At 66.2% G+C, this 18317-nt stretch carries 7 protein-coding genes and 9 pseudogenes; 9 read left to right on the top strand and 7 right to left on the bottom strand.

Annotated elements, in window-relative coordinates; genetic code table 11:
- Both AB1281_RS00220 and AB1281_RS00215 read left to right on the top strand, forming a co-directional pair.
- Nucleotides 1–88 (top strand): annotated as a pseudogene (locus AB1281_RS00220) (PAQR family membrane homeostasis protein TrhA); the annotation flags it as partial.
- A gap of 83 nt (nt 89–171) precedes the next feature.
- A pseudogene (locus AB1281_RS00215) lies at nt 172–2154 on the top strand (AsmA family protein).
- Between the two features lie 484 nt (nt 2155–2638).
- Here AB1281_RS00215 and AB1281_RS00210 read toward each other — a convergent pair.
- From AB1281_RS00210 to mtgA, 3 pseudogenes are all read right to left on the bottom strand, one after another.
- A pseudogene (locus tag AB1281_RS00210) lies at nt 2639–3071 on the bottom strand (CBS domain-containing protein).
- Nucleotides 3031–4025: pseudogene (locus AB1281_RS00205) on the bottom strand (glycosyltransferase family 2 protein). Before AB1281_RS00205 ends, AB1281_RS00210 begins: the two co-directional pseudogenes overlap by 41 nt.
- A gap of 117 nt (nt 4026–4142) precedes the next feature.
- A pseudogene (mtgA, locus tag AB1281_RS00200) lies at nt 4143–4835 on the bottom strand (monofunctional biosynthetic peptidoglycan transglycosylase); the annotation flags it as partial.
- A 114-nt stretch (nt 4836–4949) separates the two neighbouring features.
- Between mtgA and AB1281_RS00195 the strand changes: the two are divergent.
- From AB1281_RS00195 to AB1281_RS00185, 3 genes and pseudogenes are all read left to right on the top strand, one after another.
- Nucleotides 4950–5846, top strand: a pseudogene (locus AB1281_RS00195) (Hsp33 family molecular chaperone HslO).
- 116 nt (nt 5847–5962) lie between these two features.
- Nucleotides 5963–6811, top strand: a complete 849-nt coding sequence (locus AB1281_RS00190) for a hypothetical protein (RefSeq protein ID WP_014038162.1) — start codon at nt 5963–5965, stop codon at nt 6809–6811.
- A 383-nt stretch (nt 6812–7194) separates the two neighbouring features.
- A pseudogene (locus AB1281_RS00185) lies at nt 7195–10072 on the top strand (TonB-dependent receptor plug domain-containing protein).
- A 138-nt stretch (nt 10073–10210) separates the two neighbouring features.
- On the opposite strand, the gene AB1281_RS00180 reads toward AB1281_RS00185, so the two are convergent.
- Nucleotides 10211–10813 carry a TetR/AcrR family transcriptional regulator gene (locus tag AB1281_RS00180; protein WP_005418411.1) on the bottom strand — a complete coding sequence of 201 codons (603 nt, stop codon included), beginning with the start codon at nt 10811–10813 and terminating at the stop codon, nt 10211–10213.
- Between the two features lie 153 nt (nt 10814–10966).
- Here AB1281_RS00180 and AB1281_RS00175 point away from each other — a divergent pair, with 153 nt between their 5' ends.
- From AB1281_RS00175 to AB1281_RS00165, 3 genes are all read left to right on the top strand, one after another.
- Entirely contained in the window at nt 10967–11884 is a 918-nt protein-coding gene (locus tag AB1281_RS00175) for an alpha/beta fold hydrolase (RefSeq protein ID WP_014038164.1), read from the top strand.
- Nucleotides 11881–14358, top strand: a complete 2478-nt coding sequence (locus AB1281_RS00170) for an acyl-CoA dehydrogenase (RefSeq protein ID WP_014038165.1) — start codon at nt 11881–11883, stop codon at nt 14356–14358. Before AB1281_RS00175 ends, AB1281_RS00170 begins: the two co-directional genes overlap by 4 nt.
- Before the next feature lie 75 nt (nt 14359–14433).
- Nucleotides 14434–14901: a hotdog fold domain-containing protein gene (locus AB1281_RS00165; protein ID WP_412704191.1), complete on the top strand. Its 468-nt coding sequence runs from the start codon at nt 14434–14436 to the stop codon at nt 14899–14901.
- Nucleotides 14902–15399: 498 nt separating this feature from the next.
- On the opposite strand, the gene AB1281_RS00160 is transcribed toward AB1281_RS00165, so the two are convergent.
- The 3 genes and pseudogenes from AB1281_RS00160 to AB1281_RS00150 form a co-directional block, all read right to left on the bottom strand.
- Complete coding sequence (locus AB1281_RS00160; protein ID WP_422347608.1) at nt 15400–15750, bottom strand: DUF1304 domain-containing protein; 351 nt, start codon at nt 15748–15750, stop codon at nt 15400–15402.
- A gap of 79 nt (nt 15751–15829) precedes the next feature.
- A pseudogene (locus AB1281_RS00155) lies at nt 15830–17160 on the bottom strand (NTP/NDP exchange transporter).
- Between the two features lie 208 nt (nt 17161–17368).
- Entirely contained in the window at nt 17369–17572 is a 204-nt protein-coding gene (locus AB1281_RS00150; protein ID WP_430344786.1) for a hypothetical protein, read from the bottom strand.
- A 116-nt stretch (nt 17573–17688) separates the two neighbouring features.
- Here AB1281_RS00150 and AB1281_RS00145 point away from each other — a divergent pair.
- Nucleotides 17689–18313, top strand: a pseudogene (locus AB1281_RS00145) (serine hydrolase domain-containing protein).
- The last annotated feature ends 4 nt before the right edge of the window (nt 18314–18317 follow it).

Below are 18317 nucleotides of genomic sequence, written 5' to 3'. Positions count from 1 at the left end.
GATCCCCTACTCGCATGCCATCTGGCACCTGTTCGTGATCGGTGGCAGCGTCTGCCACTTCGTCGCGGTCACCATGCAGGTGCTGTAGCACCTGCCCGCGCGTGGCGTGTGCACGCCGCGCACATGGACGCTTCGCGCCCCGTCCACGATGAGGGGGCAAACCATGGCAGCGTGAATGCTGCCGCCTCCCCTGCTGCAACGCGCACGCCCCGCTGGCGCCTCCGCCGCCCCGGCCCGCGAGGCCAGCGCTGGTTGGCCCTGCTCACCTTCCTGCTGGCCGCGCTGCTGGTACTGATCGCGCTGTGGAACTGGAACTGGTTCAAGGGCCCGGTCGAGCGCGCAGTGCAGGCCCGCACCGGCCGCGCACTGCACATCGGCCACCTGGATGTCGACCTCGGCCGTACCAGTACGATCCGCGCCGATGCGATCACCTTCGCCAATGCAGGCTGGGCGAAGCAGCCGAACATGGCCAGCGCCGACCGCGTCGAGATCGACGTGCGGGTCTGGCCCCTGCTGCGCGGCAGCGTGCAGCTGCCCGAAGTGCGCCTGACCCGGCCGGACGTGCTGCTGGAAACCGCCCCGCGCAAGGGCGAACCGGGCAACTGGGATTTCCCTCGGTGACAGCGCCGGCGGGGCAAGCCCGCAGCTCAAACGGCTGCGCATCGATGACGGTCGCCTGCAGTTCCTCGATGCACTCGGCCGCACCGATATCCGCGTGGACGTGCGCAGCGGGCAGCCGAAGCAGGCCGACGCCGCGCCACCGCTGCTGGTGCAGGGCAAGGGACACTGGCAGGGCAATCCATTCACCCTGCGCGGTGGCACTGAATCACCGCTGGAGCTGACCGACAGCGATCACCCGTTCCGCATCCACCTCGACGGCCGCGCCGGCGCCACCCACGCCGTCGCCAGCGGCACATTGACCAACCCCTTCCAGCTGCGCGTATTCGACCTGCAGTTCGCGCTCAGCGGCCAGGGACCTGGCCGACCTCTACCCCTTGCTCGGCATCGCCATTCCGCCGTCCCCGCCCTATGCGTTGAACGGTCGGCTCAAGCGTGACCACAACCTCTGGCGTTATGAGCAGTTCACCGGCAAGGTCGGCGACAGCGACCTCGGCGGCAACCTGCAGTTCGAAGTGGGCGGCGCGCGCCCGCGACTGACGGCCACGCTGGAATCCAGACGCCTGGACTTCGATGACCTGGCCGGCTTCGTCGGCGCCCCACCGAAAAACCGGCGGCGGCGAAACCGCCAATGCGCAGCAGAAGGCCGAGGCCCGCACGGGTGGCTGCCCGTGCGCGCGTGCTGCCCGACACGCCCTACAACCTCGGCAAGCTGCGTGCGATGGATGCCGACGTGCGCTGGAAGTGCCCATCGCATCAAACGCGCCCTCGTTGCCATTGGACGACATGGATGCCCATCTGCTGCTGGATGACGGTGTGCTGCGGCTGGACCCGCTGAACTTCGGCGTCGCCGGCGGCGACATCCGCAGCACGATCCGCATGGACGCGCGCCAGCCGCAGATTCAGTACCCGCGCTGAAGGCCAGCGTGCGCGGCGTGCAGCTCGGCCAGTTGTTCCCCGACGCCAAGCTGGCCGAACAGGCCAAGGGCGGCATCGGCGGCGAGGTGGACCTGAGTGGCCGCGGCAATTCGATCGCCGCGATGCTCGGCAGCAGCAGCGGCAAGGTCGGCCTGGCGATGGGCCGCGGCCATGTCGGCAACCTGGTGATGGAGCTGGCCGGCCTGGACATCACCGAGTCGCTGAAATTCCTGGTGACCGGCGACAAGCAGATCCCCCTGCGCTGCGCCTTCGCCGACTTCGGGCGTGCGCGACGGCCTGATGACCAGCCAGGCGCTGGCGGTGGATACCACCGACACGATCATCATCGGCGAGGGCACGGTCAGCCTTCGCGATGAGACCCTGGACCTGCTGTTGAAGCCACGGCCGAAGGACAAGAGCATCCTGGTACTGCGCTCGCCGCTGCACATCGCCGGCACCTTCAAGGACCCGTCATTCCGCCCGGACTTCAAGGCGCTGGGCATCCGCGGCGCGGTGGCCCTGGCATTGGGCAGCATCGCCCCGCCGGCGGCGTTGCTGGCGACCATCGAACCCGGGCCGGGCAAGGATGCCGACTGCGGCGGGCAGTATGCGAAGTAGGAGCATTGTTCGCGGCGCCTGGATTGATCGTGGTTTGAGGGGGACGGGTGACGCAGGCAGGACACGCCGCAAGTACATCCCTGTAGGCTCGATGGCGCCATCCATGGCGCCAACGGTCCTGCCTGCGTCACCCGTCCCCCTCCTGACAGTTTCCTGCTCGCGCGGAACGAGAGCGGAAATTCAAAGTCAAAAGAAAAAAGCAAAGTCAAAAGCTGTTGCCAACCAAGGTTGGCAGCTACCAAAGGCAGTCAACCGACGCTGCAACCCACCGCACTCGTGGGACTTGTCCAGAGGCTGAGGGCATGGGCGTGCAGGACCGTTGGCGCCATGGATGGGCGCCATCGAGCCTACAGGATGTACTTGCGGCGTGTCCTGCACGCCCATGCCCTCAGCCTACCGACGTAATCAGGAAGGCGCTGCTTTGGCTTTGGCTTTGAGCTTCAAAAAAGCGGGCCGGCGGGCCGCAGGCCCGCCAGCGACAGACTCATCCCGCCACGATGTACTGCTGCAGCTGGTCCAGCTCGCGCCGCTGCGCATCGATCACCGACTTCACCAGGTCGCCGATGGAGATCACCCCCAGCACCTGGTGCGCCCTCGACCACCGGCAGATGGCGGATGCGGTAGTCGGTCACCAGTTGCAGGCAGTGCTCCACCTTCTCGCCGGCGACACGGTCACCACCTGCGCCGTCATGATCTCCGCCACCGCGGTATCGCGCGACGAACGATCACGCAAGCACGATCTTGCGCGCGTAATCACGCTCGGACAGGATCCCGACCAATCGCGGCCCGTCCATCACCAGCACCGCACCGATGCCCTTTTCCGCCATCAACCGGATCGCATCAATCACCGCCGCATCCGGCGCGACCGCATGTACTTCAGGAGACTTGCCGTCCAACAGTTGCCGTACCGTCGTCATCTGCCTGCCCTCCGAGGGTGGGTTGCAGGGCCGAGTCCTGCCACGGCGGATGCTAGCCACGCGTCAACCAGGTACAACGGCCGCTGCTTGGACTCCTCGTACAGCCGTCCCAGGTACTCGCCGATCAGGCCCAGCGCGATCAGCTGCACCCCGCCGAGGAACAGGATCACCGCCATCATCGTCGGCCAGCCCGCCACCCGGTCGCCATACAGCGCCGCCTTCACGATCACCCACAGGCCGAACACGAACGCGACCGCTGCGGTTGCCAGGCCCAGGTAGGTGGCGGCCCGCAGCGGCACGGTCGAGAACCCAGTGATGCCTTCGAGGGCGAAATTCCACAGCCGCCACAGGCTGAACTTGCTGGTGCCGGCCACGCGCGCGTGGCGGTGATAGGGCACGGCAATCCGCTTGAAGCCTACCCAGCTGAAAAGCCCCTTCATGAAGCGGTGGCGCTCACGCATCCCGCGCAGGGCACTCAGCGCGCGCGGCGACAGCAGGCGGAAATCTCCGGTATCGGCCGGAATCGGCGTACGCGACAGGCGGCCCATCACCCGATAGAACATCGCTGCCGTGGCGCGCTTGATCCAGGCCTCGCCATCGCGGGCCATGCGCGTGCCGTAGACGTTGTCATGGCCCTCGCGCCAACGCGCGACGAACTGCGGCACCAGCTCCGGCGGGTCCTGACCGTCGGCATCGAGGATCATCGCAGCCCCCTCATGCACCAGATCCAGGCCTGCGGTCAGCGCCGCCTCCCTTGCCGAAGTTGCGCGACAGCTTCAGCGCCGAGACGCGCGCGTCGGCCTGGGCCAGCCCGGCGATCACCTCCCAGGTGCGATCGTGGCTGCCGTCATCCACATAGAGGATGTGGCCGTCGATGTCGGGCAGGCCGTCCAGCACAGCGCACAACCGCGGATGCAGCAGCGGCAGCGCCAGGGCCTCGTTGTAGGCGGCGATGACAAAAGTGAGCGTTCGCGGGTCATGCCCGGATTGTACGTTGCCCCGCCGGGCGCACGGCCCCGTCGCCTGTCGATCACGCCGCGCCTGTCTCAGTCCTCCGACAGGTATGACGCGCCCCCCCAGCTGGCGCGCCTGGCGCTGGATCCATGCGGCACGCCGCTGCACATACGGCCCCGGCGCGGCCGCGTTGTAGCGTCGCGGTGCCGGCAGTACCGCCCGCCAGTCGCGCGCTCTCGGCCGGGCTCAACCGGACCGCGTCCTTGCCCCAGTATTTCTGGGCTGCTGCCTGCGCGCCGTACACACCATCACCGAACTCGGCGATGTTGGCGTACATCTCCAGGATGCGCTCCTTCGGCCACAGCGCCTCGATCAGCACCGTGTACCAGACTTCCAGGCCCTTGCGGATCCAGCTGCGGCCCCTGCCCACAGGAACAGGTTCTTGGCCACCTGCTGGCTGATCGTGCTGGCGCCGCGCAGGCGTCCGCCCCTGGCGTTGTGGTCGCGGGCCTTTTCGATGGCCTGCAGGTCGAAGCCATTGTGGTCGGGGAAGCGCTGGTCCTCGGCCGCCACCAGCGAGATCGGCAGGCTCGGGGCCATCTGGTCGAGGTCGCGCCACTGGTAATGCAGCCGATAGGACCAGTCGGCCTCGCCCAGCGCCTCGCCATAGCGCCACAGCATCACCGTGGACACCGGCGGGTCGATGAACCGCAGCACCAGCACCTGCAGGCAGCTGAAGGCGGCCAGCAGCACCGGCAGCCACAGCAGCCGCTTCCAGCGCCAGCGTCGCCGGCGCGGCGCGGCCACCACCGCCTCTACCTTGTGCTGCTCTCCCCCGCTGCCCCCATTACTGGTGCATCCTTCTTCTGTCTGGTTGTCGGCGCATTATCCGGCAACCGCCCCCGTTTACGCGCGATGTGAGCGATGACCGCCAACTCCGATTCCCTGATCCGTTTCCTGCTCCCCGACGCCGGCGTCCGCGGCGTGCATGTGCACCTGCAGGCCACCTGGCAGGAAATCCTGTCCCACGCTGCGTACCCCGGACGCCGCTGCCGAGCTGCTCGGCGAGGCCTGTGTCGCCTCGGCACTGTTCACCGGCCACAACCAAGATCGACGGCCGCCTGTCGGTGCAACTGCGCAGCAGCACCGCCCTACGCACCCTGTTCGCCGAATGCACCGCCGCCGGCACCCTGCGCGGCATCGCCCAGCCTCAGCGAGGGCGCCGACGCGCCGCGTGACCTGTCCAGCCTCGGCGAGGACGCCATCCTGGCCATCACCATCGAGAACCCCGGCCTGGACCCGCGCGAGCCGCAGCGCTACCAGAGCCTGGTCGCGCTGACCGCGCCGGAACTCGACGAGGCCTTCGAGGACTACTTCCGCCAGTCGGAGCAGCTGCCGACCCGCCTGCTGCTGGCGGCCGACCGCAACGGTGCCGCTGGCCTGCTGCTGCAGAAGCTGCCGGGCGGCGAAGGCGACGAGGATGGCTGGGCCCGCGCCAGCGCCCTGTTCGAGACCCTGGGCAAGGCCGAGCTGCTGGCGACCCCGGCCGAGCAGCTGCTGCACCGCCTGTTCCACGAGGAGCGGCCGGAACTGCTGGGCGACAAGCCGCTGTCCTTCGCCTGCTCCTGCTCGCGCGAGCGGGTGGCCGGCATGCTGCAGTCGCTGGGGGAAGAGGAGGCCCGCGCGGCCGCCGAGGATACTGGCGCCGTCGAGGTGCGTTGCGAATTCTGCGGGCGCGAGTATCACTTTCCATTGACGGAGTTCGGCATACTGTTCCACGGCGCCCAGGGGGTTGTACCGGCGCCTGAACGACTTCAGTAAACGGCAGTCTTGTACCTGGGGAGGATCAAGGCTTGTTAAGAATTCATAAACACCCTAGGATCAGGTTCCCGTCCCCACGGGAACTTCCGTTGTCCGTCCCTGTCTGAACTGGTCCGATGCGTACCTACCTGCGTCTACCGCTGGCCCTGCTGATCGCCCTTGGCGCGATCACGGGCGTGCATGCGCAGAGCAAGGACACCCGCACCGTCCTGCCGGTATGGAACAAGGGCAGCGGCAAGGTCGAGGCGCTGCTGTACCTGGAACCGACCGGTGAACAGGCGGCCGGCGCCCGCTGGCATTTCGGCCGCAATTCGCTGGACGCGGCCTTTGGCCTGTCCTCCGGCGATTCGCTGGGCCTGCTCTGCAACAGCAGCAGCGGCACCAGCATCAGCGGCCTGGCCAGCCATTGCATGCTGGCCAGCCTGGGCGACGAGGATGATCTGAACAGCCGTCGTTTCAGCGGTACCGCGGCGCTGAACCGGGGCAACAGCCGCCTGGGCATCACCGCCGGCACCGGCCGTGAAACCCTGCCCGCCTGGTTGTCGGGCCCGAACAAGACACCCTCGCTGCGCGCCGAGCAGAACGATCTGACCGTGTTCGCGCAGAAGAACATCGGTCGCGAAGGCTTCGTCTCCATTGCCGGTACCTACGCCAAGGCGCGCCTGGTTCCGCTGGCCGACGCCTCGCCGGCCATCGTCGATCGCTGGGACAGCAAGAGCCTGAGCATCGGCGCCGGTTACGGCAACTTCACCGGCAGCATCATCGGCCGCGTGGTCGACGTCCCGGGCAAGCCCGGCAAGTGGGAAGGCCTGGGCATCGGCCTGACCTGGCGTACCCCGTGGTCCGGCCAGCTCACCGTCGGCGCCGAGAATGTGATCAGCCGCGGCAAGAATCCGTTCTCCCCGCGCAATGAAAGCAACGACGACGGCACCGTGCCGTATGTGCGTTACGAACAGGATCTCTGATCCCGGTAAACAGGCTCAGCAACGATATTCCCAAAGGCGCCGAAAGGCGCCTTTTGCATATGCATGCCTGCCGCGCACCTACGTAATCGGTATCGCTGCTGGGTGATGAAACAATGCGAATCGACATACTGAGATACATTTCAATCGAAACTTTTTTCATCATTCTGCGTTAACAAACGAGGCAGAACGTCATGACCATACCAGCAACCTGTTGATTGGCATGAAAAAAGTTCATTTTTACCAAAATCACAGACTTCATTAACACAGCTTTAATTCTTGGCGAACGCCCGTTACTATCGGGTCAGCCTCGCGATTTGGGAGCGCTTTTTCGCTCCCCCGCCGGGCATTAACCCCAGCCAAGATTTCTTGGAGAGAGAGAGCCAATGAAACTCAAGTCCAGCCAGCTGCGTGACGCAGTTGTGATCGCGCTTGTCGCCGGTGCCACCACCGCGACGGCCCACGCCCAGGAAGCCACCAACCTCGACCGTATCGAGGTCACCGGTTCGCGCATCCGCCAGGTCGATACCGAAACCGCCCAGCCCGTCCTGAGCATCAGCCGCGCTTCGATCGAGAAGAGCGGCTTCAAGACGGTTGCCGACGTCCTGCAGAACATCTCTGCCGCCGGCAGCCCGGCCATCAGCCGTTCCGAGCCGCTGTCCTCCGGTGAAGCCGTCGGTGGCTTCTACATCGACCTGCGCAACCTCGGTGCCGAGCGCACGCTGGTGCTGGTCGACGGCAAGCGCCTCGGCGCCAGCGTCAGCGGCCTGCAGGACGTGTCGCAGATCCCGTCGGCCATCGTCGAGCGCATCGACGTGCTGAAGGACGGCGCGTCGTCGATCTACGGCTCCGATGCGATCGCCGGCGTGATCAACATCATCACCCGCAAGAACTTCCAGGGCCTGGAAGCCAACGCCTACGTCGGCCAGTACGGCGAAGGCGACGGCCAGAAGACCAGCTACGACTTCGTGGCCGGCTTCACCGGTGACCGTGGCTCGATCACCATCGGCGCCGAATACGCCGAAGAAAAGGAAGTGTGGGCCAAGGACCGCTGGTTCAGCCGTTATCCGCGCACCACCTTCCACCCGGCCCAGAACTGGAGCCCGGTCAGCCAGTGGGGCACCATCATCGATCCGGATACCGATGACTGGCTGGTGCTGAACCGTGGTGGCGACTACCGCGACGTCAACCAGTACCACGACCAGGACTTCGACGGCATCACCGGCGATACCAGCAACTCGAACACGCAGATGCACCTGCTGACGCCGACCAAGCGTCGCTCGGTGTTCGCCAACGTGCAGTACGACCTGACCGACAACATCCGCTTCGTCTCCGACCTGCTGTACACCCGTCGTGAGTCGCAGGCCCAGGTCGCCGGCTATCCGTTGCAGTCCGCGTCGTATGAGCGCCTGGGTGCCAAGTGGGATGCCGACAGCTACTACAACCCCTTCGGCAAGGACATGGGCTTCATGCGCCGTGGCTGGGAAGTGCCGCGCCTGTCGACCAACAAGCTGACCACCTTCCGCTTCACCGGCGCCCTGCAGGGCAGCTTCCAGTTCAATGACAAGTACTTCGACTGGGAAGCCGGCTACATCTACCAGAACTCTGAGAACCAGCAGAGCCAGACCGGCAACTACAACGTGCTGGCGGTCAATGCTGCCACCGGTCCCTCGTTCTACAACCCGGCCACCGGTCGCGTCGAGTGCGGCACCGCTGCAGGCCTGGTTGACGGTTCCAATCCGATCTACGGCCCGGGTGCCGGCGGCTGCCTGCCGTGGAACCCGGCCATTCCGTACGGCCGTACCGGTGACGGTGGCCTGACCGGCAACCCGGATCTGCAGCAGTTCCTGTTCCCGACCACCAAGAACACCGGTGAAGTCACCACCAAGACCTACTACGCGAACATCGCCGGCAGCCTGTTCACCCTGCCCGCCGGCGACCTGGGCTTCGCGCTGGGTTACGAGTACCGCGAAGACAAGGGTTCGTACAATCCGGACGCCCTGTCGCAGACCGGCTACTCCACCGACCTGGCTGCCGGCCCGACCGGTGGTGGCTACAACGTCAACGAAGTCTATCTGGAGCTGAATGTTCCGATCCTGGCCGACCTGCCGGGTGCCAAGGAACTGAGCTTCAACGCCGCGACGCGCTACTCGAAGTACAACACCTTCGGCAACACCACCAACAACAAGTTCGGCCTGAAGTGGAAGCCGATCGATCAGCTGCTGGTGCGTGCGACCTACGCCGAAGGCTTCCGCGCGCCGACCATCGACAATCTGTACGGCGGCAGCTCGCAGACCTTCGCGTACTTCACCGATCCGTGCGACACCTCGTTCGGCTCCACTGATCAGCCGGGCGTGGCGGCCCGTTGTGCCGCGGCCATCGGCCCGACCTCCGGCACCTTCCGCCAGCTGCGCCAGGGTTATGTGCCGGCCAGCGGTCCGGATGAGCAGACGCCGGATCCGTTCAATGCCGTCTCCAATCCTGATCTGACCCCGGAGAAGTCGAAGTCCAAGACCGTTGGCCTGGTGTGGAGCCCGACCTTCGCCCAGGGCCTGAACATGAGCCTGGACTGGTGGAACATCAAGATCACCAACACCATCGTCGTTGACAGCCCGGATGACCAGCTGAACGACTGCTACGTGCTCGGCATCGCCGACCGCTGCAACTCGTTCACACCGTGATCCGAACCGTCACAACGTGACCAACCTGACCTACGCACCGCGTAATGCCGGTTACCAGGAAACCGAAGGCTTCGACTTCGATGTGGCGTACCGCTTCGAGACCGACAGCTGGGGTACCTTCAACGCCAACCTGCAGAACAGCTACGTCACCAAGAACGTGCTGAAGACCACCAACGCCCAGCAGGTGCCGGTGTCGATCCTCAACGGCTTCGGCAGCAACTTCCGCCTGCGTTCGAACCTGGTGCTGGGCTGGGAGCGTGGCGACTGGGGCGTGACCTGGGGCACCCGTTACTTCTCCAGCGTCAAGGAGCGTTGCTACTACAGCGACGAGTGCAGCCTGCCGGACTTCGGTTCGCCGGATCCGGTGCGCGACCAGCCGATGAACAAGCGTGGTTCGACCATGTTCCACGACGTCCAGGTTTCCTGGAACGCACCGTGGAATGCGACCATCGCCGTCGGCGCACGTAACGTGTTCGACCACTACGGCCCGCAGATGTACTCGGCACCGAACTCGCAGTTCTCCTACTACGGTGGCTACGACATCGGTCGCTTCATGTACATGCAGTACAAGCAGAAGTTCTGATCGGCAGCCTGATCAGCTGATGCAGCAACGGCCCCGCAAGGGGCCGTTGTTCTTTGTGCGCCAAGGAAGGAGGCTGGCCGGCGTGCAAAAAAGGCCGCGGCATCGCCGCGGCCTTGCTTCGGCATCATTCCCGGGCGCTCATCCGTTCGGAATGAGCGTCTCGATCAGATGCTCGACGTACGCTTCGAAATCCTCGCGCGCCTGCTTGGGCTGCTGCAGCTGCAGCGACAACTGCAGGAAGCCGACGTAGGCAGCATAGGCAAGACGTGCGCGATGACGCGCATCGGTCGAGCTGAGCCCGGCCTGGCGGAACGAGGCGACCAGATAATCAAGGCGGCGCTGCGAGACGCGGTCGATCACCGGCCGCACCATCGGATGATCCAGTGCCTTCAGCAGCTCGCTGTAGATGATGTGCGGCTGCACTTCATGCGCCACCATCTGGAACAGCTGGCGCAGGCGCACGCGCGGATCCGGCACGTCTTCCAGGCTGCCGAACACCTGTTCCTGTTCGAACAGTTCCCAGCGTTCCAGCGCCGCCTGCAGCAATGCATCGCGCGAAGGGAAATGCCAGTAGAAACTGCCCTTGGTGACGCCGAGCCGCCGTGCCAGCGGCTCCACCGCGACGGCGCCGACACCTTGTTCAGCAATCAGATCGAGGGCCGCCTGGGCCCAGTCTTCGGCACTCAGGCGGCTGTTGCGGCCGGCGCGCGGTTCGCCGGCGGAAGCGTCAGGTTGATTCATGGGCTGATTTAACCATACGCCGGGGTTCGTTGCAGTACGCGGTTGCGGTCGAAACCGTCGCAGGACCCTCGGGACGGTCCATTCAGGTGCGTTCCGCAGCGCACCATACCGTGCAGTATTGACTTCCCCCCGAAGCGATCCATACTAGCAAGTATGGTTACGTCCCCACCTCCCGCTGCGTTCCATGACCTGCGCCTGGACGCCGCCCATGGCGCCCGCCTGGCAGCCACCGCCAGCGACCATGGCCGGCGCGGCCGGGTGCTGTTCGCGCATGGCTTCGGCCAGACCCGCCACGCCTGGAATGCCACCGCCCGCGCACTGAACGCGGCCGGCCTGCAGACGCTGGCCTATGACGCCCGCGGCCACGGCGATTCGGACTGGAATGCCGCCGACCTGCCCTATCACGGCGAACAGTTCGCCGATGACCTGATCGTGCTGGCCGGCGAGCAGCCGCGCCCGCCGGTACTGGTTGCAGCATCGATGGGCGGACTGTTCGGCCTGCTGGCCGAATCACGCTGGCCGGGCCTGTTCTCGGCGATGGTGCTGGTCGACATTACCCCGCGCTGGGACACCGCCGGCGTCGAGCGCATCCTGGCCTTCATGACCGCCCATCCCGACGGCTTCGCCTCGCTGACTCAGGCCGCCGACGTGATCTCGGCGTACATGCCGCACCGTCCGCGCAAATCCGAGCAGTCGCTGCGTGCCCTGCTGCGCGAGGACGGCCACGGACGCTGGCGCTGGCACTGGGACCCGCGCCTGGTGGCCGAGCTGGCCCGCGACAGCGAACAGCACCAGGATGCGCTGGCCGAGGCCGCGCGCCAGGTGAAGTGCCCGCTGCTGCTGGTCAGCGGCGGACGCAGTGACCTGGTCACGCCGCAGACCGTGGCCGAATTCCTGGCGTTGGCGCCGCATGCGCGCCATGTACAGCTGCCGCAGGCCACGCACATGGTCGCCGGCGATGACAACGACGCCTTTACCGCTACTGTGTTGGACTATCTGGACGTGTTGCCCGCAGCGGATGCTGCGGCTTCGTCCGCCACAAACGAGCACGTCACCGGAGCACGCTCATGAGCATCGTTCTTCCCTTCCTCGCCCTGCTGCTGGCAGGCGCGTTCGTCGCCTACCACCGCATGCGGCTGGTTACCTGGACGCTGATCAGCGTGGCCCTGCTGGCCGCCTGCTGGTTCATTCCCTACGTCAACCAGACCGCCACGATCGTCGCGGCCGCCGTGTTGGCCGTCATCGCCGTGCCGCTGCTGCTGCCGTTCATCCGCAAGCCGCTGCTGACCGGCCCGATGATGAAGGTGTTCCGCAAGGTGCTGCCGCCGCTGTCGCAGACCGAGCGCATCGCGCTGGAAACCGGTTCGGTCGGTTTCGAGGGCGAACTGTTCACCGGTGATCCGGACTGGAACATCCTGCTCAACTATCCCAAGCCGCAGCTGACCGCCGAAGAACAGGCCTTCCTTGATGGCCCGGTGGAAGAGCTGTGCACGATGGTCAACGACTGGGAAATCACCCACGTCCACGCGGACCTGCCGCCGGAACTGTGGGCCTTCATCAAGAAGAACAAGTTCTTCGGCATGATCATCCCGAAGGAATATGGCGGCCTGGGCTTCTCCGCGCTGGCCCACCACAAGGTCATCCAGAAGCTGGCCTCGGTGTCTTCGGTGGTCAGCTCCACCGTCGGTGTGCCCAACTCGCTGGGCCCGGGTGAGCTGCTGGTGCATTACGGCACCCAGGAACAGAAGGACCAGTACCTGCCACGCCTGGCCGATGGCCGCGAAGTGCCCTGCTTCGGCCTGACCGGTCCGTTCGCCGGCTCCGACGCCACCTCGATCCCGGACTACGGCATCGTCTGCAAGGGCGAGTGGAACGGCGAGCAGGTGCTCGGCGTCAAGCTGACCTTCGACAAGCGCTACATCACCCTGGCCCCGGTCGCTTCGCTGATCGGCCTGGCCTTCCGCATGTACGACCCGGATGGCCTGATCGGCGAAACCCGCGACATCGGCATCACCCTGGGCCTGCTGCCGCGCGACACCGCCGGCGTTGAAATCGGCCGTCGCCACTTCCCGCTGAACTCGACCTTCCAGAACGGCCCGATCCGCGGCAAGGACGTGTTCATTCCGCTGACCCAGCTGATCGGTGGCGCTGCCATGGCCGGCAAGGGCTGGAACATGCTCAACGAGTGCCTGGCCGTGGGCCGCTCGATCACCCTGCCGTCCACCGCCAGCGGCGGTGCCAAGGCCGGTGCCGCCGTGACCGGCGCCTATGCGCGCATCCGCAAGCAGTTCGGCCTGTCGGTCGGCCGCTTCGAGGGCGTGGAAGAAGCGCTGGCCCGCATCGGTGGCAAGGCCTACAAGATCAGTGCGCTGTCGCAGGCCACTGCAGCTGCGGTCGACCGTGGCGATGTGCCGTCGGTGCCGTCCGCCATTGCCAAGTACCACTGCACCAACATGAGCCGTGAAGTGATCTCGGACATGATGGACGTGATCGGCGGCAAGGGCATCATCCTGGGCCCGCGCAACTTCGCTGGCCGCAGCTGGCAGGCCGCGCCGATCGCGATCACCGTGGAAGGCGCCAACATCATGACCCGCAGCCTGCTGATCTTCGGCCAGGGTGCGATCCTCTGCCACCCGTGGGTGCTGAAGGAAATGAAGGCCGCGCAGGATCCGGATACCCGTGCCGGCCTGCAGGACTTCGACCGCAGCCTGTTCGGCCACATCCGCTTCGGCATCTCCAATGCCGTGCGTTCGTTCTGGTTCGGCCTGACCGGCGCGCGCTTCGGTGCCGCCCCGGGCGATGCCTATACCCGCCGCTACTTCCGCAAGCTGGACCGCTACTCGGCCAACCTGGCGCTGATGGCCGACATCTCGATGATGACCCTCGGCGGCAAGCTGAAGTTCAAGGAATCGCTGTCCGGCCGCCTGGGCGATGTGCTGAGCCACGTCTACATGACCAGCGCCATGCTCAAGCGCTACCACGACGAAGGCGCACCGCAGGCCGACCAGCCGCTGCTGGCCTGGGCCTTCCATGACAGCGTGCACAAGATCGAAGAGTCGCTGTCGGCCGCACTGCGCAACTTCCCGATCCGTCCGATCGGCTGGCTGATGTGGGCGCTGATCTTCCCGCTGGGCCGTCGCGCCGAGGCTCCGGGCGATCGCCTGAGCCGCCGTGTCGCCGCCCTGCTGATGGCGCCGAATGAAGCCCGCGACCGTCTGGCCAGCGGCGTGTTCCTGACCCCGTGCGAGAACAACCCGGGCGGCCGTATCAACAGCTACCTGAGCAAGGCGATCATGGCCGAGCCGGTGGAGCGCAAGTTCCTGAAGGCGCTGAAGAGCAAGGGCATCGAGGCGCTGGACTTCAAGGCGCAGCTGGACGAAGCCGTGGCCGAGGGCGTGATCACCCAGGACGAACGCAGCCTGCTGGAAGAGCTGCGTACGCTGACCCTGGACACCATTACCGTTGACGACTTCGACACCCACGAACTGCGCGCGGCCAGCTACTACGACCGCCAGCACAAGGATCCGCACTCGCAGGCGGCCTGATCGCCCGCGACACGCGTTGCCTCGACGGCGGGCCTCGGCCCGCCGTCGCTTTATCCGCCGACCGGAATATCCACCATGTCCACGCCCCTGCTCTCGCTTTACCACCGCCTGCAGCGCTGGCCCGCCGGCAACTGGCTGTTCTCGCGCGCGGTGTGCTTCAAGGCCCCCTACTTCGCCAGCATCGCGCCGCGCATCACCCGCCTGGAACACGGCCGCTGTGAAGGCACGCTGGCCGACCGCCGCAAGGTGCGCAACCACATCGGCACGGTGCACGCGATCGCGATGTGCAACCTGGCCGAGCTGACCGCCGGGCTGATGGTCGATGCCTCGCTGCCAAAGGGCATGCGCTGGATCCCGAAGGGAATGCAGGTGCAGTACCTGGCGAAGGCGCGTGGCACGCTGCGGGCGGTGGCGTTGCCGGCGCAGCCGATTGTCGTCGCGGCCGAGGGCTATGCGCTGCCGGTGACGGTGAGCGTGCGCGACCGTGCGGGCACCGAGGTGTTCAGCGCGGTCATCGACATGTGGATGTCGCCGGCGAAGTGAGGTTCCCGCGAACGGCGCAGCCCCTCGTGGGTGGACGGCGAAAGCGGTTTATCGGTTGGGCCGGAGGGCTGGGTCCATGCGGGGACGCCGCAAGTACGTCCCTGTAGGCTTGGCCGCGCCATCCATGGCGCGGATACCCCGCCCGGCCCCACCCCTCCGGCCTCGGACGGATCTCTGCGGCGTCCCCCACGGAAGAGAAAAAGAAGAGCAAAAGCAAAAGCGACCCATCGGCCGCTTTTTTTCATGCACGCAGAACCCACGAGCGCAGCGATCCGCTGTTGCCCTTGATCTTCTTTTTTCTTCTCCGTGGGCTGGCCGCGCACGGAACCTGTCTGAGGCCGGGCGGGTTGGGTTCGCGGGGGTGTCCGCGGCATGGATGCCGCGGCCAAGCCTACAGGGACGTACTTGCGGCGTCCCCCGCGAACCCAACCCGCCCGGCCAACCCCATGACAAGCTCCACGCGACCAACCCACGAGGGGCTGCGCCGTTGGCTGGAAACTACGCTACCGCGCGAAACACCAACGCCAGGATCGCCGGCACCGCCTGGATCATGAAAATACGGCGACTCACGCTGTACGCGCCATAGCACCCGGCCACCACCACGCAGGCCAGCGAGAACGTCACCAGCACTGGCTGATCGATCACCAGCCCCACTACGATGCCTGCCGCCAGGAAGCCGTTGTACAGGCCCTGGTTGGCCGCCAGCACGCGCGTGGTCTCGGCCTTCTCCAGCGTGTTGCGGAACGTCTTCAGGCCCAGCGGGCGGGTCCACAGGAACATCTCCAGCACCAGGAAGTAGACGTGCAGCAGTGCGACCAGCAGGGTCAGGGCGAGTGCGATCCAGTACATGGGCGGTTCCTTGGATGGATGGATGGGGTGATGGGGTCAGAGCCCTCTCCGTGGGAGAGGGATCCCGACCCCGCGTGGCTCAGCGGTCGCGCGGAAGTTTCTTTTCTTCACGCAGCACGCCGAACGCAGCCAGGGTCATGAAGCCGGCCACCAGCACGCCGCCGATGAACACCACGTGCGAACCAAACAGGGTCAGTGCCTTGTGGACCCAGGTGAACCCCAGGTCCGCGCCGCGGTACACCACGGTATCGATCGCCGCGCCGGCCTTGTAGCGCCACTGCCGGTCCACGCGCGTGTAGATCGTCTCGCGTGCCGGCTTGGCCAGCGCGAACTCGCTGGCACGGGTCATCACCTGCACCACCGCGACCATCAACGGCATCGGCGAGGCTGCCAGCACCGAGAAGCCGATCAGGATCGCGAAACCGGGAATCAGCAGCGCCGGCGCGATGCCATGGCGTGACAACAGCCAGCGGGTCAGGCCCACCTGCATCAGCAGCGCCAATGCATTCACCGCCAGGTCGATGCGCGAGAAGAACGCGGTACTGGCCGCCGGATCGGTGAAGGACGCGCGCACGATGCTCGCCTGCTGGTTGTACAGCAGCGTGCCGACGCCCACGCCGAACACCACCATCACCGCCAGCCAACGCAGCAGCGGCTCGCGCACGATCAGTTTCAGGCCGTCGAGCACGCTGCCGCCCATCGGCTGCTCGCCGGAGACCAGTTGCTGCTCGCGCTCGCGCAGCACCGCCCAGTGCCGCAGCCGCCAGATGCACAACAGGCACACGACCAGGAACCCTGCCGAGACCAGCATCAGGTTGGCGATGCCCACCGCGCTGCACCAGCGCACTGGTGATCAACGGGCCCAGGAAGGCACCGAGGGTACCGGCGGCGCCGATGTAGCCGTAGTAGGCACGCGCCTGCGCATTGGAGAACACATCGGCCATGAAGCTCCAGAACACCGCCACCGCAAACAGGTTGAACACCATGACCCAGAAGAAGAAGGCCATGCCCCCGCCGGGTACGAGCCGCTGTCGAACAGCACGTAGAACCCCAGCAGGGTGACGATGAAGAAGCATACACCGCCGGCAGGAACACCCGCCGCGGGAAGCGGCTGACCAGCCAGCCGTAGACCGGCTGCAGCGCCAGCATGATCACGAACACGCAGGAGAACAGGAACTGCAGGACGAAGTCCTTCAATGCGATGCCGTGGCTGGCGAACCAGGCAATGAGCACGGGCGGGAACACCGTTTCCAGGTCCGCCGAGGCGGCCATCGCCTCCCGCACCGGGCGCAGCACGTAGTAGCCGCTGAGCAGGCAGAAGAAGTACAGGAATGACCACCAAAGCGCCGGCGACTCGCGCAGCGCCGCCGTCAGGCCCTGCAGCGGCCCCTTGCCCGGTGCAGCGCTCACGCAGCGCCCCTCGCCCACAGACGGCGGTTGGACAGCAGCATGGCAGGCTCCGGGGCAGTGAAGCGCGTACGTTAGCCAATGCACTGCAACATCGCCAGCGTGACGCGCCCCCGCGCCTGCCGATGGGCGCGACGACGGGCCGCGATGACACGTTCCGACACACACTTTCGGGGCGTCAAAATTCCAACTTTTTCAACAAGATGCGCATTCATCTTCGCTTTGTTTGTGCACAGGGGAAAAGCGGCGCTAGAATCGCCATCAGCAGTCGCGCACGGGTCCAACCGATGAAAAAGAACAGCCTGCGTCGTCCGATCCGTTCGGCGGCCACCGGTTTGCTGGGCATGTTGATGCCCGTTGCCTTGTCCACCACCGCGCAGACACCGCCGGCATTGCCGCCGATGCCGACCAACATCGAATCCGCGACGGCTCCCACCGTCGCCCACAACCCAGCCTGCGGCCTACCGCACCGGCCTGGTGCCGCACGTCCAGGCGCCGGCCGCCGGCTTCAACGTCGCCAACATCGAATCGATGGCGCAGCAGCTGACCTATGGCGAGCGCGTGCCGGGCATGGCGGTGGCGATCGTGCAGGGCGGCCGCATCCTCAGCGCGCGCGGCTATGGCGTCACCGACGTCAACAACCCGCTGCCGGTCGATGCGCACACCGTGTTCCGCCTGGCCTCGCTGTCCAAGGCCTTCGCCGGCACCATGGCCGGCCTGCTGGTCAACGACGGCACGCTGCGCTGGGACAGCAAGGTCACCGACTACGTGCCGGGCTTCCGCTTGAACTCGCCGGAAGCCACCGACCGCCTGACCGTCGCCGACGTGCTCAGCCATCGCGTCGGCCTGCCGTACAACGCCTACGACCGCGACATCGAAGGCAACGCCGAGTACTACTCGCTGACCCCAGAAGCTGGCCAACACCAGCCTGAAGTGCCTGCCGGGCGACTGCTACGCCTACCAGAACGTGGCCTTCAGCCTGATCGGTGACGTTGTCTATGCGGCCTCCGGCAGCTTCTACGAGCAGTCGGTCGAGCGTCGCATCTTCAAGCCGCTGGGCATGAATGATGCCAGCCTCGGCCTGGCCGGCATCCAGGCCAGCTCGCGCTGGGCGCGCCCCGCACGTGCGCAGCCCGCAACGGCTGGGTCTCGCTGACGCC

The sequence above is a fragment of the Stenotrophomonas sp. NRRL B-14846 genome, assembly GCF_050473585.1.
Lineage (GTDB): Bacteria > Pseudomonadota > Gammaproteobacteria > Xanthomonadales > Xanthomonadaceae > Stenotrophomonas.
Note: the sequence above shows the minus strand (reverse complement) of the source record. Positions and strands in the feature narration are given on the sequence as shown.

What these genes read in the sequence shown, in the direction of transcription:
- AB1281_RS00190 (WP_014038162.1), top strand. Translation starts at nt 5,963, where the DNA reads ATGCGTACCTACCTGCGTCTACCGCTGGCCCTGCTGATCGCCCTTGGC.
- AB1281_RS00180 (WP_005418411.1), bottom strand. Translation starts at nt 10,813, where the DNA reads ATGAATCAACCTGACGCTTCCGCCGGCGAACCGCGCGCCGGCCGCAAC.
- AB1281_RS00175 (WP_014038164.1), top strand. Translation starts at nt 10,967, where the DNA reads ATGGTTACGTCCCCACCTCCCGCTGCGTTCCATGACCTGCGCCTGGAC.
- AB1281_RS00170 (WP_014038165.1), top strand. Translation starts at nt 11,881, where the DNA reads ATGAGCATCGTTCTTCCCTTCCTCGCCCTGCTGCTGGCAGGCGCGTTC.
- AB1281_RS00165 (WP_412704191.1), top strand. Translation starts at nt 14,434, where the DNA reads ATGTCCACGCCCCTGCTCTCGCTTTACCACCGCCTGCAGCGCTGGCCC.
- AB1281_RS00160 (WP_422347608.1), bottom strand. Translation starts at nt 15,750, where the DNA reads ATGTACTGGATCGCACTCGCCCTGACCCTGCTGGTCGCACTGCTGCAC.
- AB1281_RS00150 (WP_430344786.1), bottom strand. Translation starts at nt 17,572, where the DNA reads ATGTTGGTCGGCATCGGCGGCAATGCCGGCGGTGTCTGCGCGGTGGTG.